The sequence below is a fragment of the Rouxiella badensis genome (genome assembly GCF_002093665.1).
In the GTDB taxonomy this organism is placed as follows: domain Bacteria; phylum Pseudomonadota; class Gammaproteobacteria; order Enterobacterales; family Enterobacteriaceae; genus Rouxiella; species Rouxiella badensis.
The window spans coordinates 124,028-141,908 of sequence record NZ_MRWE01000006.1 but is presented as its reverse complement, the minus strand read 5'-3'; the positions used below and the strand labels follow the sequence as shown (position 1 = coordinate 141,908).

Sequence of the window (17,881 nt, the reverse complement as noted above, 5' to 3'; positions counted from 1 at the left end):
TCGAATTCTCTACCGCAATAATCTAAATCGTTCTCGCCTTACGAGCAATGTGCAGTGTTTTAGGCCATGAAGGCGGAATTTTGCATCACAATATGCTGAAGAAACGCTCAATATGAGATACATCTGGTAACAGTTGCTTAAATAAGTAAATGATAATGATTATTAATCGTAAATCCTCTTCATGAGATTTATCTTAAATGGTATTATCTCTTCAACCCCCTTATACAGAGCTAACGCCGTTTCAAGCGAGTGCCGGAGATAAGCGCCGGAAGGGGGGGGATCCTTCCGGCTGCCTTTCCCAATGCGGTTAAGCGTCTATACTTAGTTCTGTGTTAAACAGAACAGAGGAAATTATGGCGACTATTCATAAGTATGGACAGGCTCACTGGGAAGGCGACATCAAGAAAGGCAAAGGGACCATCACCACTGAAAGCGGTGCGCTGAAAGACCAGCCTTACGGGTTTAATACTCGCTTCGAGGGTAAACCTGGCTCCAACCCGGAAGAGTTGATTGGCGCTGCACACGCAGCCTGTTTCTCGATGGCACTTTCTCTTATCCTCGGCGAGGCGGGTTTTACGCCGGAAGGCATTGATACCAAGGCCACGGTTTCACTCGATAAAGTGGACGGCGGCTTTGCCATAACGGCTATTAAGCTGGACAGTGCGGTTAAACTGCCGGGTATTCCCGAGGACAAATTCGACGAGCTGATTAAGAAAGCGAAAGCAGGTTGCCCTGTGTCGAAGGTTCTGAATGCTGAAATTACGTTAGAGTACAAACTCCATAACTAGGCTTCCTATGACCACTGAGCTCTCAGTGGTCATCATTCCCTCTATCGTCATCCTCGATAAATCGCCCCTGATGATCGGACTGCAACTTTTTTACGCTGTCATAACGACCCCATAGCCGGTAGCGGTTAAGGGCGATGCGATTATAGCAGGCGTCTCTGAGCGGCAGCGGCAATCGGCGCAGTGCTGTGAGCATACGCCACGGCCACGGCAGAAAGGACATCACCCGAAATATGGCTTCTGAACGTTTATACAGGTTTTCGCCGTCGATGAGCACGAGAGTGTTGACGTTCTGCGGGGATAATCCGGCCCATTTCAGCAACGCCTCTCCTGCCTCGGATTGTACGGCGACAAGGCGCACACTGTGATTTTTATCATGACGAATCAGGAAGTTGACCCACCCATTGCACAGTCGGCAGACGCCGTCATAAATCACGACGCGCTCGCCTTGACGTAAGTAAGGGGCAGGCCCCGGCGTGGTCATCATCCCTGCACCGAAACTTGCTCTTCTTCCTGCGCTTTCTGAATAGGTTCTTTTTCAGGCCGTGGATATTTCCACAACCAGCGGCCGCTGGCCATACGCCAGTAGAAGAAGATGCCGCGAACGATCCAGTCGAGGAACATGCCTAACCATACCCCGACGACGCCGAACCCCAGCACCACTCCCATCGTGTAACCAGCGACAATACGGCATCCCCACATTCCCAGCATCGATACCCACATGGTGAACCGCGCATCGCGTGCGCCTTTCAGGCCTGCGGGCAGGACCCATGAGGCGGCCCAGAAGGGAATAAAGGCGGCGTTGAGCCAGACGAGGATTTTAACGACGTGAATAACCTCGGGGTCACGGGTGTAGAACGACGCCAGCAGGCCCGCCAGCGGTACTGAAAGCAAGGCGAGCGAGCAAATCCCGATGGCGGAGAGCCAATAGACATGACGCAGCTGAAACTCTGACTGAGCTATCTCACCTTTACCCAGGCGCGTCCCGACGATGATGGTCGCTGACGAACCGAGGGCGTTGCCCGGCAGGTTAATCAATGAGGCAATCGAGAAAGCGATAAAGTTACCGGCAATAACGCTGGTGCCCATCCCGGCGACAAAAACCTGCGTAAGCAGTTTACCGCCGTTAAACAGCACCGATTCTATGCTGGCAGGAATGCCGATACCCAGCACCTCGACCAAAATACTGGTATTGATACGGGTGAAATAGCTTTTCAGAGAGATTTTTAGAGAGGGATTAAAGCCGATTGCCAGCACATAAAGCACCGCGATGGCACCGATATAGCGTGAAATCGTCAGTCCTAATCCTGCGCCGATAAATCCTAGCCCCTTCCAGGAAAGGCAGCCGTAAATCAGCACGGTAGTGATCACGATATTCAGTATGTTCATTCCGCCGTTAATTAGCATCGGAATTTTGGTATTACCCGCTCCACGCAGTGCGCCACAGCCTATCAGGGCGATTGCCGCCGCCGGATAGCTCCACACCGTAATACGCAGATAGCTCAACGCCAGCGCCTTAACCTCGGGCGCGGCGTTGCCGGCAATCAAATCGATGATACCTTGCCCATAAAACTCAATGATCATCGCCAGCAGTATGGCGAACAACGTCATGATGATTAATGACTGTCGCGCGGCATCGCGGGCGCGTTCGTGATTAAGTTTTCCCAGGCTGAAGGCCACCACCACCGTAGTACCGAGATCGATGGCGGCAAAAAAGGAAATAACAACAATATTAAAGCTGTCGGCCAGACCCACCCCGGCCATCGCCTCTTTGCCTAACCAACTGACAAGAAAGGTACTTAACACCCCCATTAGCAACACACAGGCGTTTTCGAAGAAGATGGGCACCGCGAGTGGCGTTATTTCTCGCCAGAACAGTACCCGATAGGAACGTCGCTTGGGATACCAGGGTGTACGCTTGATAGCGTTGAGCACTGAGGCTCTGAGGTTTTGCAAAATAGTTCCAGCTTTAAGAAAAAGTGAATTTCACTAAATAAGCATGATTAAAGAATAACAATTATGCAAAGTCTTTTTGTGCCAGATTTAATTAATTCAAACCGCCATTTCAGATTGGTTGAACAGTTGCACCAAATGGGGGGGATAGCCCATCATGGCCCAGTCAATAAGCCGATTCTTGGTGCTTTTTCACTAGGCCAAGTGCGGTGATGATAGTCGCCATCAGGTATCACGAGCCGCAACGGCAGATACCTTGCAGGCAACCATCTTCCAATATTGAAAAGGGTTTTTTTATGTCCCAGCGTATCGACTATTACAATGTGTCTTCCGAGATTGCCAAAAAATATCTCGACTTTAACAACTCGGTCAGCAAAAGCGCCGCGGCGAAAGAATTTAAGATTCTGGTCACTATTCGCGCCTCGCAAATTAACGGCTGTGGATTTTGTCTCGACATGCACGTTAAAGAAGCCAAAATCAGCGGTGAACGTGACCTGCGCGTGCATCATCTTGCCATCTGGCGCGACTCGCCGCTGTTCACCCCGCGTGAACGCGCGGCGCTGGAGTGGACTGAAGCCCTGACTACGCTGTCCGCGCACGGCGTATCCGACGAGATTTACGACCGCGTGCGTACGCATCTTACCGAGCAGGAAATTTCGGATCTCAGCTTCGTGATTATCGGCATCAACGGCTGGAACCGGCTTGGGGTCGCTTTTCGCGTCGAACCTGGCTCAGCGGATGCCGCCTATGGGTTGGAAAAATCCGGGCTGCGCTAAAGCAGTCCCAGGATCTTCTGGCCAATTTTCTCGGCCTGCGCCTGAGATTCAATATTGGTGAAACTGACAAGCAGGCCACGCTCAGTACTGGCGTGGCTGCTCCAGTTTGAAATTGCATGAACGTATAGCCCGTTGGCACGCATGCGGGCGGCAATCTCGACGTCGTTGAGGCCGTTGTGGAGTCGCAAAACCAGATGCATACCGCCCGGTTGGGGGTCGATGTGCAGATGCTGGCTCAGTATCTTGTTTAATCCCGCTGCCGCATGCTCGCGTCGTTCTGCATACAGCTTTCTCATACGGTGAATATGTCGCGAAAAGTGTCCTTCCTGCATAAAAGCGCTGACAATCGCCTGATTCATCTCACCCATACCTTCCAAGAACCCCAGACTGGCCTGCTCAAAGCGCTGCACCTCATTTTCCGGTACCACCAGATACGCAAGTCGGATGCCGGGAAACAGTACTTTACTAAAGGTGCCGCAGTATAAGACACGCCCTGCGGTATCCAGACTTTTCAGCGCTGGAAGCGGACGGCTGACGTAGCGATATTCACCGTCGTAGTCGTCTTCAATAATCCATGATTTTTTCTGTGTGGCCCATTCCAGAAGGGCCAGACGGCGTGACAGGGACAGCGAAACACACAGCGGGCTTTGATGCGCTGGCGTGACCACTGCCGCACGGGCATTTTTTGCCAGCGTTATCCCGCTATGCACCTGAATTCCCTCAGCATCGACCGGTACGGCAACCTGTCTGAGCTGCGCGTTATTCAGCAGTTGACGCGTTAGCGGAAAGCCGGGATCCTCGACCCATACGGCGTCGTCGGCCTTAAGCAAGGTGTGAGCAATCAGTTGCAAGGTGCTGCGATAGCCAGAGGTGATAAACACCTGCGCGCCCGTGCAGGCTATCCCACGCGCCATGTGCAAATAGGCCGCAATCGCGTCCCGCAGCGCAGGGAGTCCGAATTGCGCCGGATATTTCATGTCATTGGGCTGCATGGCGCGCAGGTATCTGGCGCCCAGCCTTGCCCAGATTTTGCGCGGGAAAGCGTCCATCGCCGGTAGCCCCATCTGTAGCGGCAAAATGGCCGGGGTATGCATACCAAAAGCCTTTGTCGGCGCACGCTGTGGCTGCGTTTTGTTTTCAGGCTGGGGCTGCACATTAGCCGCAATGCGGGTTCCAGCTTGCCCCTGAGACTGAATGTAACCTTCGGCGGACAACAGCGCATAGGCTGACTCGATAGTCCCGCGCGCCAGCCCCAGCTCTTTCGCCAACTGCCTTGCCGAGGGCAGGCGATCGCCGGGTTTTAGCAACTCCTGGTTGATAGAAGCCCTGACTCGGTGATAAATCTGGCGATAAAAAGGCTCATCGCTGGTACTTTCAATAGTAAGCAACGGTCTGCTGGCTGAGGATTTCATGGCCTACTCATTTATGCAGGTTGTGGGGATTTAATTATGTCATCTCGCCTTTGGCATGCAAGACGATGCCTGCCTGCAATCATTTAAAACAGAGAAGAGGGATTGTCGATTGAGCAGAGGACACATTGAGGCACACAGTATCTCCCATGCGGGATGGCTGCGCGCCGCGGTACTTGGGGCGAATGACGGCATCGTGTCTACCGCCAGTCTATTGCTTGGCGTCGCTGCGGCGCAGGTCGGCCACAGCGGTCTGCTGCTCACTGGATTAGCCGGGCTGGTGGCTGGCGCGATGTCAATGGCGACGGGCGAATACGTGTCGGTCTCTTCGCAGGCGGATATTGAAGAAGCGGCGCTAAAAGAGGAGCACAGAGAGCTGGAGGAGGATTACCACGGTGAATTTCGCGAGCTGGCGGGGATCTACGTCAAGCGTGGACTGAGCCTGCCGCTGGCGAAACAGGTTGCCGAAGCGTTGATGGCGCACGATGCGCTCGGTGCACACGCCCGTGACGAGCTGGGTATTTCAGAGATAACGACGGCACGTCCTTTGCAGGCGGCGCTGACATCCGCCTGCAGTTTCGCCCTCGGTGCCGCGCTGCCGCTGTTAGTCACGTTACTGGTGCCGCACGCCTGGGTCATCGGCGCTATCGTCGTGTCGACGCTGTTATCGCTGGCGATACTTGGCGGTCTCGCAGCAAGAGTCGGCGGTGCCTCGGTGTTGCGCGGCGTGGTGCGAGTCACCTTCTGGAGCGCGCTGGCCATGGGCGCTTCTGGAATTATTGGTTCGCTCTTTGCCCATTTCAGCGGTTGAGCAGGGTGTTGCTGCACATTAGCGGTCGACGGCAAAGGTGTGTTCACACAGAAAGTCGATCAGCACCCGGAGTCTCGGCGTCATGCAGCCGCCCGAGGGCCAAAGAATGTTGAACGATGCACGGTGGGAGACGTACTGCTCCAGCACGCTGTGCAATCTGCCAGCGGACAGACCTTCACGTACCGAGAACTCAGGCAGGCAGGTAATTCCCCGGCCCTGTTCGGCAAAAAAAACCTGTGCCTCTAGGTTATTGCAGACCATCGATAGCGGCAAATCGACCGGATTATCAAAGGTGAGCGGCCAGGGTTCGATTTTTCCGCTGCGGCTGAAACGGTAGTGCAGGCAGCTGTGCTGGGGTAACTCTTCTAAGGTTTGTGGTGTGCCGTGCTGCGCCAGATAGTCGGGAGAGGCGACCACGTATTTGGTGTAATCGCCGAGCTTTCGCAGGTTGAGGCGTGAGTCGGTTATCTCTCCGGTGCGGATCACCGCGTCGAAGCCTTCCTCGATGACGTCTACCATTTTATCGGTGAAATTAAGCTCCAGCTCAATGTCTGGGTACTGCCCCATAAATTCGCTCAATACCGGCAGCATCAGTGAACCGACCATCGGCAGGCTGATGCGTAATCTGCCGCGTGGAAACTGGGTCGCAAGGCTCAGCTCGTGCTCAGCGGCTTCAAATTCGGCCAAAATACGCCTGCTGCGTTCGAGAAACAGCGCGCCTTCCGCCGTCAACGTCAGGCTTCGCGTACTGCGGTGAAACAGCCGCACGTTCAGCCGGCTTTCCAGTCGCGAAATGCTCTTGCCGATTGCCGAGGCCGATACGCCCAACACGCCTCCTGCGGCAACAAAACTGCCGGTTTCCGCCACCTGTACAAAAACGCCGAGACTGCTCAGGCTGTCCATAGGTTTCTCCCCATTGCGGACAAAAAGGTCCGCAGATAAGAGAAATCTACCCCACTTTTTCCGTAACCCCTAGCGATCTATCTTGAATCTCTGGTTCATTACTTTTGGAAAAAGCATTATGCAACTCTCAGCTCTGGAAACAAAAAGCAGTGAGCATCAGGTCGCGGAAACGTCGCCGTTTGCTTCGGTTGATGCCGTTATCCAACGTGCACTCGAAGAGAAACGTCTGGTTGGTGCGGTAGTCATGGTCGCGTATCGGGGGGAGACGCGCTACCAGCGCGCGCACGGCTGGGCGGACAGAGAAACGCAGCAGGTGATGTCTTTAACGACGCTGTTTCGCCTGTCATCGGTGTCAAAACCTATCGTTACCGCGGCGGCGATGGTGCTCGTCCAGCAAGGGCGTCTTCATCTCGAACAGTCGCTGAATACGCTGTTGGCCGACTTTCATCCGCGCTTGCCGAACGGTGAGGTGGCGACCATTACCGTACGTCAATTAATGAGCCATACCGCCGGTTTCGGTTACCGTTTTCTGGAAAGCGATGAGCAGGGGCCTTACGCGCGTGCGGGAGTCTCTGACGGTATGGACGACGCTACGCACTCACTGAGTGAAAACCTGCAACGTATTGCCGACGTGCCGCTGCTTTTCACGCCGGGTAGCGCCTGGTGCTACTCGTTGTCCGTCGATGTATTGGGTGCAGTGATTGAGCAGGTTTGCGGGCAACGGCTCGACCAGGCAGTTAAAGCTCTAATCGTCGATCCGCTACAGATGCACGACAGTGGTTTTTACACCCTGTGGCCTGAGCGCCTCGCCACTGCTTACGTCAACGACAGACCCGAGCCGCATATATTGCAGGAAAATGAATATGTTGCTCCGTTTCCCGATACCGCCGGTATCCGCTTTTCGCCAAAGCGCATTCTAAATCCCGAGGCTTTCCCCTCGGCGGGGGCAGGTATGGTCGGTAGCGCACCGGACCTGTTGCGTTTCTTCGAGTCCTTGCGTTCAGGCAAACACGGTCTGCTTTCAAAAGCGTTAATCGAGGAGATGGGCCGCGACCAGACGGCAGGCGCAATTTTACCAGATGCGCCCGGCTTCGGTTTTGGCCTCGGATTTTCTGTGCTGCGTGACCCAGAGGAAGCTGGCTCGCCGGAATCCGTCGGCACCTGGCGCTGGGGTGGGGTCTACGGCCATTCCTGGTTTGTCGACGCACAGCGTGAACTGACGGTGGTCGCGTTAACCAATACCATGATGGAGGGAATGTCGGGCGCATTCGTTAACGAACTGCGTGACGCCGTGTATGCGAGTCTTTCAGGAGTAACACAGCCATGAGCGACACTTCAAGGCTGCCGGTTTCGGGGCTGCTGGCGCTGGCGATGACCGGATTTATTGCCATCATGACCGAAACCTTGCCCGCAGGACTGCTGCCGCAGATTAGCAGCGGTCTAGGTGTTTCAGCCTCAATGACCGGTCAAATGGTCACGCTTTATGCCCTCGGTTCGCTGGTGGCGGCAATTCCGCTAACGGTGGCAACCCGTGGATGGCGTCGCCGCCGGGCATTGCTGGCATCGGTGTTGGGCTTTCTGCTATTCAACACCCTGACAACATTTTCGACCGACTATAGTCTGACGCTGGTGGCACGCTTCTTTGCCGGTGCCTCGGCCGGGCTGGCGTGGGGACTGATCGCGGGTTATGCCCGCCGAATGGTCGAGCCTGCCTTGCAGGGTAAAGCCATGACGCTGGCAATGATCGGCACGCCGTTGGCGCTGTCGCTCGGCGTGCCGCTGGGTACCTGGTTTGGCTCGCTAGTGGGGTGGCGCACCGCGTTCGGCCTCATGTCGGCGATGACCCTGCTGCTAACGGTGTGGATCCTGCTCAAGGTTCCCGACTTCCCGGGCGAGTCACGCCAGAAACAGCGCTCGCTATATCAGGTGTGGCAACTGCCGGGCGTACGTTCGGTGCTGTGGGTTATCTTTACCTGGATAACGGCGCACAACATCCTTTATACCTACATTGTGCCTTTTTTGGCTCGGTCAGGGCTCGCGGGACAGGTGGACAAGATGCTGCTGCTGTTCGGATTGAGCGCCATGCTTGGCATTGGGTTGACCGGTTGGCTGGTGGACCGCTGGCTGCGTCGCACGGTGCTGTCGAGCCTTGTCCTTTTTGCGTTGACCTGCCTGGCGTTTGGCGGTCTGGGGGCCTCTGCGTCGGTGCTGTATCTGGGCATTTTTGTCTGGGGTCTGACCTTCGGCGGTGCGGCAACGCTGCTGCAAACCGCTTCGGCAGACGCGGCGGGTGACAGCGCAGACATCGCACAATCGATGATTGTCGTGGCCTGGAATCTGGCAATCGCAGGAGGAGGAATAGCCGGGGGGGTGCTGCTTAAAACGCAGGGTGTTTCGTCGTTCCCCTGGGTGATGCTGCTGCTATTGGTGCTGAGTCTGGCTATTGTACTGCGTGCAAAAAGCAACGGATTTACGCCCGGCTCGCGGATGGCAGAGTCAACTGAGAAGGCAGACTGTTAGCCCTCCTCTGAGAGACAGGCAAGTTGCCGAATGCGGCTGGCTGTGGCAGGTCGGCCGCCCGAGACTTTCGTCGCCTTGGACGGATCCCCGGCGACGAACTCCAGCGTCGGCGAAAAGTAGAAGGGCAGCCAGCCACCGTAGCCACTTTCCCACTCCCATCGGACTGGGCAAGGCCACAGAATGTCTTCATACAGGATGTAATACGTCCAACGTCCGGGGGGACGGCGTGGTTTGCGTGCGTTCATAGGTCCGACACTGATATCAATGTGAAAAATAAAATCGACCTATTTTCTCTCTCGAGGCATCAGGTTTCAACCAATTAACATGATAGAACAAAAATTAATCAGCGGGCGGGCGGTGTGACCAAGTTGGGGGCTGAAACGCTTGCAGCAGACTGATGAAGTGTCGTGTGGTGTGGCGCAAAAGCAACAGATAGCGCTCAATGTCGCGGCCATCCTGCGACAGCTTTCTCTCCAGCGTAAGACACAGGTTTTGCCCCGCCTCGAACTGCGTTAGCGCAAAATTCCCTTTTAGGCGATGAACCTTTCCTTTGAGCGTGTCGATGTCTCCAGTCTGCCAGGCCTGCTCGATCAGCAGCAGATCCTCTGCGCTGCTCTGTTTTAACTCGTTGATGATATTATTGATAATAGTCGACTGCCCGGCAGAAAGTGCCATCACCTCGTCGAGGTCGATACGCCGATTTTGCAGCAACTCCTGCAAGCAGTTCTTTAGGTCCGCCTGCGTCATCGGCTTGGTCAAATGAGCGTCCATCCCGGCTTTCAGGCACTTGGTTTCCTCGTCGGAAAAAGCGTTAGCGGTACAGCCCACGATGGGCAGATGAGACGGACTGTCGCCCTCCCACTCACGTACCCGATTGGCAAAGGCATAGCCAGACATCTCGGGCATCTGGCAGTCGGTCAGAATCATATCCACTTTAGGCGCTGGATGACGTTGCAGCTCGGCGAGCGCCTCGGCTGCTTTGTTAAAGGTAGTCACCTGATGCCCTAGCGCCGAGAGCTGCATTTTCATTACCAACAGGTTGGCGGGCAGATCGTCGATAACCCAGAGCCTAAACCCTTTGTTGACCGCCGAAAAATCTGCCGTGGAGGAGGGCGCTTGGTCGGCCTCCACCCGTTTTAGCGTCAGCCTGACGCTGAACGTCGAACCGATGTTCTCACGCGAGCTTATCTCGAGCTTGCCCCCCATCAGGACGACAAGTTGATGACAGATAGTCAGGCCAAGTCCGGTGCTGTCTGGCGTAGACGAGGATATCTGCCGATAGGGTTTAATAATGCCGGGCAGCAGCGCGGGCGCAATACCGATGCCGCTGTCCGTGATGCTAATGATTAATTCCTGATTTTTATCTGAGGAACTCTGGGATACCCGTCGCACCGACAGCACGACGTGCCCGGTCTGAGTGTATTTCACCGCGTTGCTGAGCAAGTTATTGACCACCTGCCTGAGTTTGCCCTCATCAATCAGATAATACTGGCCAAAACAGCTTTCGATATGAGTATTCAGGTTCAGGCCTTTCCTCTTCGCCAGCGTCTGATAGGCCTCGGCAGCACGGGTCAGCAAGGTAAAGAGTGAGACCGGCGTTGGCTTGAGCTGCATTTCACCGGCTTCGATTTTTGACAAGTCCAGAATATCACCGACTATTTGCAGTAGCCCACGTGAGGCGTTATAGGCCACGGCGATAGGAGACTGTGGGTTGTTGAGGCGCTGATTCTCAATCTCTAGCACACCCATGATAACGTTCATGGGTGAGCGGATTTCGTGGCTCATCCGTGCCAAAAATTCGCTCTTCTCATGGCTGAACGCTTTGGCCTCGGTGAGTGCCTGAGCCAGTTGCCCCTCAAGTTTGATGCGCTCGGTCATGTCATACCAACCAATCACCAGACCCTGTGGCAGCATAGATGTATTGCTGTAGGGCGTTATCCAACCGGCGATGCTGTGCAAATTCTGATTGAGGGTATAGTGCCCCTCGAAAAACTGCGGCTCGGTGGCCTGACTTGCCTTTACCAAACCTGCCGTCTCCAGCGCAGGTGAGGTAAAAAACTGTTTGTTCAACCCTTCGACCATACTGCCAATAATACGCCGCCTGTCGATGTTTAGACTTTGGCAAAGTGCCTGATTCACATGAGTTATTATCCCGGCAGCGTTGCACACCAGAACCGGCGTGGAAAGGCTGTTGAGCAACACCTCCCAAAATTTTACCGAGTCTTTTAACCGCTGCTCGGCCTGTCTGCGGCGAACCACCTGCCCAATCAGGAAGCTAATCAGGAAGAGTGATGCGACGCCGACGGCCACCGCTGCGGTATCGAAGTTACGGTGCGTTTGCCTGAGCATGGGCACAATATTCATCAGGGTCAATACGGTGAAATTACGGCTTAGAATATCTTTGATGGTGTCCTGGGGAAGCTGCGGAATGGCCCGATTAAGTGCCGCGAGAACGGCGGGGTTGTCGGCCCGCATCCTTAAATGGGTCTCGGTTACCAGGCTATCGACGTCGCTGACCTGCAGCTCGCCGGGATAAATGTTTTCGCTCAATACGCTGGCGGCGGCCTGACGGCAGAATACCCCGTCCCCTGCACCGGCTTTTAGCAGCGCAATCGCCTCGCCCAATGACGCTGTGGTGATAAGCATCGCCCGAGGGTAACGCTGTTTTAACGCCGAGAGCGGAGCGTCGTTGACGACGATAATATGTTTATCGTTAAGGTCGTTAAGATTTGTCTCGGCATTCTGACGGCGGTTGGGCAGTGAGACGATGCGCCAGTGGGTGGTGAAGAGCGGAAGTGTTTCAATTTCGCCGTCAGCCACTGGCGGGAATGAGGTTTCCATGAAAACGGCGTCGAGGGCGTTGCTGCCCAACAGGCCGTTCTTGATGATGTTGTCGGAGAGATACACCGCCTCCAGAGTCAGCGATGTCTCTCCCTGAGCATGAAGCTGTTGATTAAGTAAGGAAATAATCGCCGGCTCGATGTCATCATTCTGAACGCGGGTGTTAATTTCACTGTAGCGCACGCTGACGTTATCCACGCCGATGCGTAATACCTCGGCATAGGCCTGCTGCGCCAGGCACAGCAGCAACAAAATAAGGACCCTCGAGCTGCGAATCACAGTTCAATCTTAAGCAGATATTCGTACAGATCGGCATCCGTCGTCAGACCTAACTTGTGCATGGCACTTTTTTTCTGTCCACTGATGGTTTGTTTCGAGCGGTGTAGTATTTGGGCGACCTGATTTACCGTCTGCCCCTGTTTCATGAGCCGTAAGACTTCGGTTTCTTTGGGGCTGATAGGTACGTTGTGAGCGTGGCTGTCATCGGCAAGATTTTTAAGCCCCTGAGTCTTGCGGGTTCGTGTCAGGCTTTGCCCCAGCGCCAACGCCTTAAGACAGGCGTTAAGTTCTGTGCTCAGACTCTGTTTATTAATCACGGCCACCACGCCGGAATTCAGCATCAAGTTCGCGATAGCCTGATTTGACAGCACGCTGATAACAATAATCGGCAGTGAGGGATAGGTGCGGCGTAAAAACTGAATCAGGTGTAAACCGTCAGAATGCTGAGTGCCCGGCATGGTTAAGTCAGTAAGCAATAGATCAGGTTGAGCATTTTTGAGCGACGCCAGCAGCTCATCGACGTTGCTCGCGGTGCCACTCAGGGTGTAATCCCTGGCAAACTGCGTCTCCAGGAGCGATTTAAGCCCGAGCAGATAAACGGGATGGTCGTCGGCAATCAGAACTGTTTTCATGTTAGCTGTCTCACTGGCTCGGGTAGGGGGCCCTGATAAAGGGTCAGGACGCCGTTCAGGTAGAGGTTTGCGTTGTTGTCGTGGTCACTCAGCAGGGCGATATGCCCCTTACAGAAATCAGAACTGCTTAAAATAAGCCGCACCGGTTGGGTAAATGGCCTTACTGAGGTCTTATTCGCTCCCATAAACCAGGGTGAAAATAATGTTCTGTCATCGGGATGCATACGCCCGAGAATTTGTGCCGGAGTCATGAGTGCTGCCTGCGGTAAAGCGTCAGGCATCTTCAAGACATCGGTCCAGATAACCTTTTGCTGCGTGACGTTTATGCGAAAGGGGTAACTCTTCTGTTCGGCAAAGTTGGCGCTCATCAGTAATATTTGGCGCTCGCTTTGCCGTTTTAAAAAATAGAGATCGGTTATCCCGCTTCGCACCAGCAGTGCTGAGATGAATATGGCTAAAAGATAAAGTTGAGAAGCGGTAATACCGTTGTTATCGGAATAGAAACTGTCTGCGAAAGGGCCGCGATTATAAATGGTTGTGATGCTGATAATAAGCGCAATAATGACCTGTAATAGAGCCAGCCTTCGTTCTGTAATAAACAACAACGAAAGCAATATTAGGCCAAAAAGCAAATAAAGTGAGAAATCCACTGTCGGAATATTTTGCTGATAATCGTAATCAGGTAAAAACAGCGCCAACGTAATGAGCAGTATTCCGGTAATCAAAAGTAGGTTCTGGCTTTTAACCCTTTTATTGATAACCAACTGATTAACCATGAAAAGTGGCGCCATTGCCAGGCATCCGGTCGCATTGGAAATGCTCCAGCTTACAAAATGAGAGACGACAGTGGGGTAAGCAAGCATGCGTAAAGCGAACAGGATAGTCATACCGCCGAGTGCGCTGGCGGCCAGAACGATGCTGATAAACAGGGCCATTGCGCTGAGGTTGCTGGCGATACCGCGGCCCTTCATGAGGGTCAACCAAACGTGGGCGCTGAGACAGAGGATAACCAGATTAGTGACGGCAAAAACCAGCGTAATATCCATTGGGCGGTGATGCAGGTAGCTTGCCAGAACGTGCAGTGTGCCCGCGCTAACTAACCATAGCGGCCAACGTGAAAGGGGAGATGAACAAAGAATACCGAGCGTTAAGCCTGCGGGTAACCAAATCGCCGAGGAAAGGCTGCTGCTGTCGCGTGTTTCAAGGCATAGGAAGGCCAGAGCTAAATAACTTAATGAAAATAAAAGCCATTTCAGTGGGAACGCCCATCTGGTCATCAGACTATCTCTTTGCGAGAGGTGAGCTTTCTGGCTCACGAGATCTTAAGTATACAGGCTTAACGCGTTGATATGCTCTAAGGTCAAAATAAGAGCAAATAAATGGGGGGGATTTGTGACTCAGGTCATTCGCTCCTGCCCGAAAGTTATTGAGATCGGGCAAGAGAAGATGCGCTCAGGTGTTAAGGCGAAAGATTAGCGATACAGCGATTTGGCTATCTGACTAATACTTTCCATAAAGCTGTTGCCCAGGGTAGACAGGCTAAAGGGTTTCCTGGCCTGTAACTCAATGGCAGTAATCTCGCCTGGTGCGATTTCTTGCTCTGGGAGTAATGACAGGTCGAGCATGGCGCCATGGCGCGGGATAGTTCTTAGCATCGCCTTCGGCAGATTATTATCGGCAAGCAGATTGCGAAATTTGTGGATCAGTTGATGGTAATTATTATCACTGACCATGCCACCTTGTTCATACCAGACGATATTTATAATATCGTTTTTCTGAGTGACGCCCTTCAGCAGGCAAATAACCAGCCTTTTATGTTTTTCAGTGACTTCAAAGGTTTTGTTATTAATGCTCATTTGATTTCCCTTACAATTAATTATAGGGGAATCAACGAAAGGGTTGTTAAGTAAAATAGATGGTGCAATATATTTTGTATTCACGTTATCACCCAGCTTAATATTATTAAAAGTTTTTAAATAAAATGTACGAAGGTATAAAATGCGTTGCCCTCTTCTGTATCATTTAAATAAGGGTTTTAAGATAACCTTCGATTGTGAAACTGAGCGTATTAAATAGCAAAGCTGGATGTAATACAACGAGATTTCCCGTATGTTGAATTTTTCCGTACTCGTCCTAATCGTTGTTAAAAATTAAATATTACGAGGGTTGGCTGATTGTTTTAATAAATTTCAGAAGTTAAAAGAGGTATTTAAGGGAAGAAACCGGCGCGGCCATGGGGCAGACCGGTTTTATTAAGCTGCCGCAGTTAATCAGGTATCAGCGCAGAGAAGTCTTCTTCATACAATGCCTTGCATTGTTCCATAAACTCCGGGTAGCCGAGCTCTGAGGTCTGGACCTCACGACCCAGCCTTCTTTCCAGATCGGCATGAAACCATTCGAATTCACCGTGCAGTATTCCGGTAAAGCCGGTGAGAATGATGCACTGTTGCTGGGTTAGTTTGGTCACTGGAGATCCTTGATGGAGGGGGTTAACAGTCAGTGGGATGTTTCATCCTCAAGCCTATTTTGCCCCAGGATAGACAGGGATAACAACCCCAAGCGACAGGGGATATTTATCGTTATATTTTTAGGGAAAAGACGAAAAGTGCTCATTCTTTAAACGTGATATTGATCACATTTGCGCTTTTTGCTATTACTAGCGCGAATAGTCAAGGCTTCTTATTTTTGACCGTTTCGGGAAGGCAAATATCTCCCGCAATGTTTCTCGGGAAGGTCAGCGAAAAAGATTTATTGGATTGATTTTTAAGGACAATATGAAGGTTGTAATTATTGCTTGTGCGGCAAGTCTGGCATTTATGGTCATGCTGGATTGGCCGTTCATGATGCACGTTTCTAAATATTAGTGAACGGGATAGGTTTCCTCGTTCTTATCGCGGTGTTCTGAGGTCCTTATGCTGAAATTAGTCATTTATTCCAGTTTGGCTGTACTGCTTGCCAATCTGATCATTGACTTGCCTTTCGTTCTTGAGTCGAGCGGTTACTAACGTCCGACAGCCTACTGGAAACGTCGTCAACCGATAGCCAATTACGCGCATTTATAAAAAATGCTTAAGTTTGTAGGTGCAATCAGAAACCTGCACAGTAAGATGCCGTCGCCAATCAATCCTGCCAACTGTGGTTAGCTCCATCCCGCTGCTTATTTTAAGACAGGTGATTTCCAGCGCCTGTCTCTGTTAACGCGCAACGATATGCAACGGCATATTTTGCTCTAACGCCTTGTCTGGTAAGGTCTAGAACAGCAGTTCCCAAAGGATGATGGCAACAATAGCCAACATGGCAACCATGACTTCTACATCTTGAATGGTAACTTTGCTGTGAGTTTTACCTTGTACAATGTTCATAGTCACTCCTCCATTTGTTAGACAAATAGTGACGCGAATCTGAACATTTTTTTGTGATTTAGATTAAGTTTTATAAAACTAACCGCCTAAATCTTTAAAAAAAATAATGCTTGCGTAATCTTTGATGGCGTGCGTTAATGCACTCCTCGGTTTGTAGTACAGACCTTATGAAAGCAATTTGAGTAAAGTAGTTCACTGTATTAGCGTTATCCTTACTAGATATCTCTTCACCGCGAATTTCCTTCTTTAGTGCCCCATAAGTATCACAACTAAAAAAACAGACCTCCCTCGCCTTATGGCGGTATAAATTTAAAGGAAATTAATATGTCTACTAAAATGACTGGTTTGGTGAAGTGGTTTGACGCTGGTAAAGGTTTTGGTTTTATCTCCCCTGCTGACGGCAGCAAAGACGTGTTCGTACACTTCTCTGCTATCCAGAGCAACGATTTCAAAACTCTTGATGAAGGTCAAAAAGTTGAGTTCTCTATCGAGAACGGCGCTAAAGGCCCATCAGCAGTAAACGTTGTTGCACTGTAATAAGTGAACAGCGAGGCAAACTTACGATAGCGATGATGGTATAGACCGGAGCAGTTAAGTTGGCCCAAACAGAAAAACCCGCCCATAAAGCGGGTTTTTTGCTTTTCTGGGAAAAAGTTTTGAGCGAGAAGCGGCTTAAAGAGCTGCCCTCCGTCATTTTTTTGTAATGATTGAGTCATGTTGATGTGGGACCCCCGGCCATAGACTGGTCCCCATGGTGCAGCAGCATCCTAACATCAACTATCATTAAGGAAAAATCATGAAAAACTCATTTAAAAAACGTCTGATTACTTCGTCTATTACTGCATTACTGTTCGCGGGTGCGGCGGCACCGGCTTTGGCGGCGCCGGTTAAAAATATTGTTCTGGTTCATGGTGCATTTGTGGGCGGTTCGGGCTGGCGTCCTGTGTACGATATTCTGACCCAGGACGGCTATAACGTGACGCTGGTCCAGGAACCGCTGACCTCCTTTAATGATGACGTCACCGCCACCAAACGCATTCTTGATGAGCAAAAGGGTCAGGCTATTCTGGTAGGACACAGCTACGGCGGCGCAATCATTACCGAAGCAGGGAATGATTCACATGTTGCAGGCCTAGTCTATATCGCCGCACACGCTCTCGACGCCGGTGAAACCGAAGCCAGCAACGGTAAGAAGTTCCCAAATTCGGCGCATCCTTTTGCCAAATCAGCAGACGGCTATCTGACCATCAAGCCGCAATACTTCCCGTCCGACTTTGCCGCCGACCTGCCGTTGAAAGAGGCGCAGTTTGAAGCCAACGCGCAGATGCCCACCAACGCCAGCGTCTTCACCGCGAATATTCCTGACCCAGCGTGGAAGGTAAAACCGAGTTGGTATATGGTGGCTGAATCCGACAAAATCATTAATCCCGATCTTGAACGCATGTATGCCGCACGTGCTCACAGCCATAAGGTTGAAATTCCGGGAGCAAGCCACTCGGTATATGAATCTCACCCTAAAGAAGTGGCCGCTTTGATTGAGCAGGCAGCGCAGCACGCACTGAAATAGTCGTAGTGGTTAACCCGGCAGGGCGCAGTCTTATGCGTGCGCC

At 52.1% G+C, this 17,881-nt stretch carries 17 protein-coding genes; 7 read left to right on the top strand and 10 right to left on the bottom strand.

Annotated elements, in window-relative coordinates; all coding sequences use genetic code 11:
* Positions 1-353: 353 nt before the first annotated feature.
* Positions 354-788 carry an OsmC family protein gene (locus tag BS640_RS05610; protein WP_017491459.1) on the top strand — a complete coding sequence of 145 codons (435 nt, stop codon included), beginning with the start codon at positions 354-356 and terminating at the stop codon, positions 786-788.
* 22 nt (positions 789-810) lie between these two features.
* Here the strand turns inward: BS640_RS05610 and BS640_RS05605 are convergent, their stop codons facing one another.
* A complete protein-coding gene (locus BS640_RS05605) occupies positions 811-1,269 on the bottom strand; it encodes a thiol-disulfide oxidoreductase DCC family protein (RefSeq protein WP_206600913.1) in 459 nt (152 codons plus the stop codon).
* On the bottom strand, positions 1,269-2,741 hold the full coding sequence (locus BS640_RS05600; protein ID WP_026110473.1) for an EmmdR/YeeO family multidrug/toxin efflux MATE transporter: 1,473 nt from the start codon (positions 2,739-2,741) through the stop codon (positions 1,269-1,271). Before BS640_RS05600 ends, BS640_RS05605 begins: the two co-directional genes overlap by 1 nt.
* 293 nt (positions 2,742-3,034) lie before the next feature.
* On the opposite strand from BS640_RS05600, the gene BS640_RS05595 reads away from it, so the two are divergent.
* Positions 3,035-3,514, top strand: a complete 480-nt coding sequence (locus tag BS640_RS05595) for a carboxymuconolactone decarboxylase family protein (RefSeq protein ID WP_017491456.1) — start codon at positions 3,035-3,037, stop codon at positions 3,512-3,514.
* Here BS640_RS05595 and pdxR read toward each other — a convergent pair.
* Positions 3,511-4,926, bottom strand: coding sequence for a MocR-like pyridoxine biosynthesis transcription factor PdxR (gene pdxR / locus BS640_RS05590; protein WP_084912148.1), 1,416 nt, complete (start codon positions 4,924-4,926; stop codon positions 3,511-3,513). The genes BS640_RS05595 and pdxR overlap by 4 nt on opposite strands.
* Positions 4,927-5,035: 109 nt before the next feature.
* On the opposite strand from pdxR, the gene BS640_RS05585 reads away from it, so the two are divergent.
* The gene (locus BS640_RS05585) at positions 5,036-5,734 is read left to right on the top strand and encodes a VIT1/CCC1 transporter family protein (RefSeq protein WP_017491454.1); all 699 of its coding nucleotides are present in this window, start codon (positions 5,036-5,038) and stop codon (positions 5,732-5,734) included.
* 18 nt (positions 5,735-5,752) lie between these two features.
* Here BS640_RS05585 and BS640_RS05580 read toward each other — a convergent pair whose 3' ends face one another.
* Positions 5,753-6,637, bottom strand: coding sequence for a LysR family transcriptional regulator (locus tag BS640_RS05580; protein WP_017491453.1), 885 nt, complete (start codon positions 6,635-6,637; stop codon positions 5,753-5,755).
* A 118-nt stretch (positions 6,638-6,755) separates the two neighbouring features.
* Between BS640_RS05580 and BS640_RS05575 the strand changes: the two genes are divergently transcribed.
* Complete coding sequence (locus tag BS640_RS05575) at positions 6,756-7,964, top strand: serine hydrolase domain-containing protein (RefSeq protein ID WP_084912147.1); 1,209 nt, start codon at positions 6,756-6,758, stop codon at positions 7,962-7,964.
* Positions 7,961-9,157 carry an MFS transporter gene (locus tag BS640_RS05570; protein ID WP_084912146.1) on the top strand — a complete coding sequence of 399 codons (1,197 nt, stop codon included), beginning with the start codon at positions 7,961-7,963 and terminating at the stop codon, positions 9,155-9,157. The genes BS640_RS05575 and BS640_RS05570 overlap by 4 nt, the downstream gene beginning before the upstream one ends.
* On the opposite strand, the gene BS640_RS22225 is transcribed toward BS640_RS05570, so the two are convergent.
* The 6 genes from BS640_RS22225 to BS640_RS05540 form a co-directional block, all read right to left on the bottom strand.
* Positions 9,154-9,402, bottom strand: coding sequence for a hypothetical protein (locus tag BS640_RS22225; protein WP_081601383.1), 249 nt, complete (start codon positions 9,400-9,402; stop codon positions 9,154-9,156). The genes BS640_RS05570 and BS640_RS22225 overlap by 4 nt on opposite strands.
* A 94-nt stretch (positions 9,403-9,496) precedes the next feature.
* Entirely contained in the window at positions 9,497-12,250 is a 2,754-nt protein-coding gene (locus tag BS640_RS05560; protein ID WP_225741524.1) for an ATP-binding protein, read from the bottom strand.
* Positions 12,251-12,273: 23 nt separating this feature from the next.
* The gene (locus tag BS640_RS05555; RefSeq protein WP_017490240.1) at positions 12,274-12,909 is read right to left on the bottom strand and encodes a response regulator; all 636 of its coding nucleotides are present in this window, start codon (positions 12,907-12,909) and stop codon (positions 12,274-12,276) included.
* Positions 12,906-14,186 (bottom strand): MASE1 domain-containing protein, encoded by a 1,281-nt coding sequence (locus BS640_RS05550; RefSeq protein WP_081601382.1) that lies wholly within the window; start codon positions 14,184-14,186, stop codon positions 12,906-12,908. The genes BS640_RS05555 and BS640_RS05550 overlap by 4 nt, the downstream gene beginning before the upstream one ends.
* A 195-nt stretch (positions 14,187-14,381) precedes the next feature.
* Positions 14,382-14,765, bottom strand: coding sequence for a winged helix-turn-helix domain-containing protein (locus BS640_RS05545; RefSeq protein ID WP_017490238.1), 384 nt, complete (start codon positions 14,763-14,765; stop codon positions 14,382-14,384).
* A gap of 410 nt (positions 14,766-15,175) precedes the next feature.
* Positions 15,176-15,376, bottom strand: coding sequence for a DUF7736 domain-containing protein (locus BS640_RS05540; RefSeq protein ID WP_017490237.1), 201 nt, complete (start codon positions 15,374-15,376; stop codon positions 15,176-15,178).
* A gap of 1,219 nt (positions 15,377-16,595) precedes the next feature.
* Between BS640_RS05540 and cspE the strand changes: the two genes are divergently transcribed.
* A complete protein-coding gene (cspE, locus tag BS640_RS05535) occupies positions 16,596-16,808 on the top strand; it encodes a transcription antiterminator/RNA stability regulator CspE (protein ID WP_017490235.1) in 213 nt (70 codons plus the stop codon).
* A gap of 259 nt (positions 16,809-17,067) precedes the next feature.
* Positions 17,068-17,838, top strand: a complete 771-nt coding sequence (locus tag BS640_RS05530) for an alpha/beta hydrolase (protein WP_017490234.1) — start codon at positions 17,068-17,070, stop codon at positions 17,836-17,838.
* Positions 17,839-17,881 lie beyond the last annotated feature (43 nt).

Excerpts from the sequence above, each read along its gene's own strand:
- BS640_RS05555 (WP_017490240.1), bottom strand. The coding sequence starts at position 12,909 with ATGAAAACAGTTCTGATTGCCGACGACCATCCCGTTTATCTGCTCGGG.
- BS640_RS22225 (WP_081601383.1), bottom strand. The coding sequence starts at position 9,402 with ATGAACGCACGCAAACCACGCCGTCCCCCCGGACGTTGGACGTATTAC.
- BS640_RS05575 (WP_084912147.1), top strand. The coding sequence starts at position 6,756 with ATGCAACTCTCAGCTCTGGAAACAAAAAGCAGTGAGCATCAGGTCGCG.
- pdxR (WP_084912148.1), bottom strand. The coding sequence starts at position 4,926 with ATGAAATCCTCAGCCAGCAGACCGTTGCTTACTATTGAAAGTACCAGC.
- BS640_RS05605 (WP_206600913.1), bottom strand. The coding sequence starts at position 1,269 with ATGACCACGCCGGGGCCTGCCCCTTACTTACGTCAAGGCGAGCGCGTC.
- BS640_RS05595 (WP_017491456.1), top strand. The coding sequence starts at position 3,035 with ATGTCCCAGCGTATCGACTATTACAATGTGTCTTCCGAGATTGCCAAA.
- BS640_RS05530 (WP_017490234.1), top strand. The coding sequence starts at position 17,068 with ATGAAAAACTCATTTAAAAAACGTCTGATTACTTCGTCTATTACTGCA.
- BS640_RS05545 (WP_017490238.1), bottom strand. The coding sequence starts at position 14,765 with ATGAGCATTAATAACAAAACCTTTGAAGTCACTGAAAAACATAAAAGG.
- BS640_RS05610 (WP_017491459.1), top strand. The coding sequence starts at position 354 with ATGGCGACTATTCATAAGTATGGACAGGCTCACTGGGAAGGCGACATC.
- cspE (WP_017490235.1), top strand. The coding sequence starts at position 16,596 with ATGTCTACTAAAATGACTGGTTTGGTGAAGTGGTTTGACGCTGGTAAA.
- BS640_RS05550 (WP_081601382.1), bottom strand. The coding sequence starts at position 14,186 with ATGACCAGATGGGCGTTCCCACTGAAATGGCTTTTATTTTCATTAAGT.
- BS640_RS05570 (WP_084912146.1), top strand. The coding sequence starts at position 7,961 with ATGAGCGACACTTCAAGGCTGCCGGTTTCGGGGCTGCTGGCGCTGGCG.
- BS640_RS05580 (WP_017491453.1), bottom strand. The coding sequence starts at position 6,637 with ATGGACAGCCTGAGCAGTCTCGGCGTTTTTGTACAGGTGGCGGAAACC.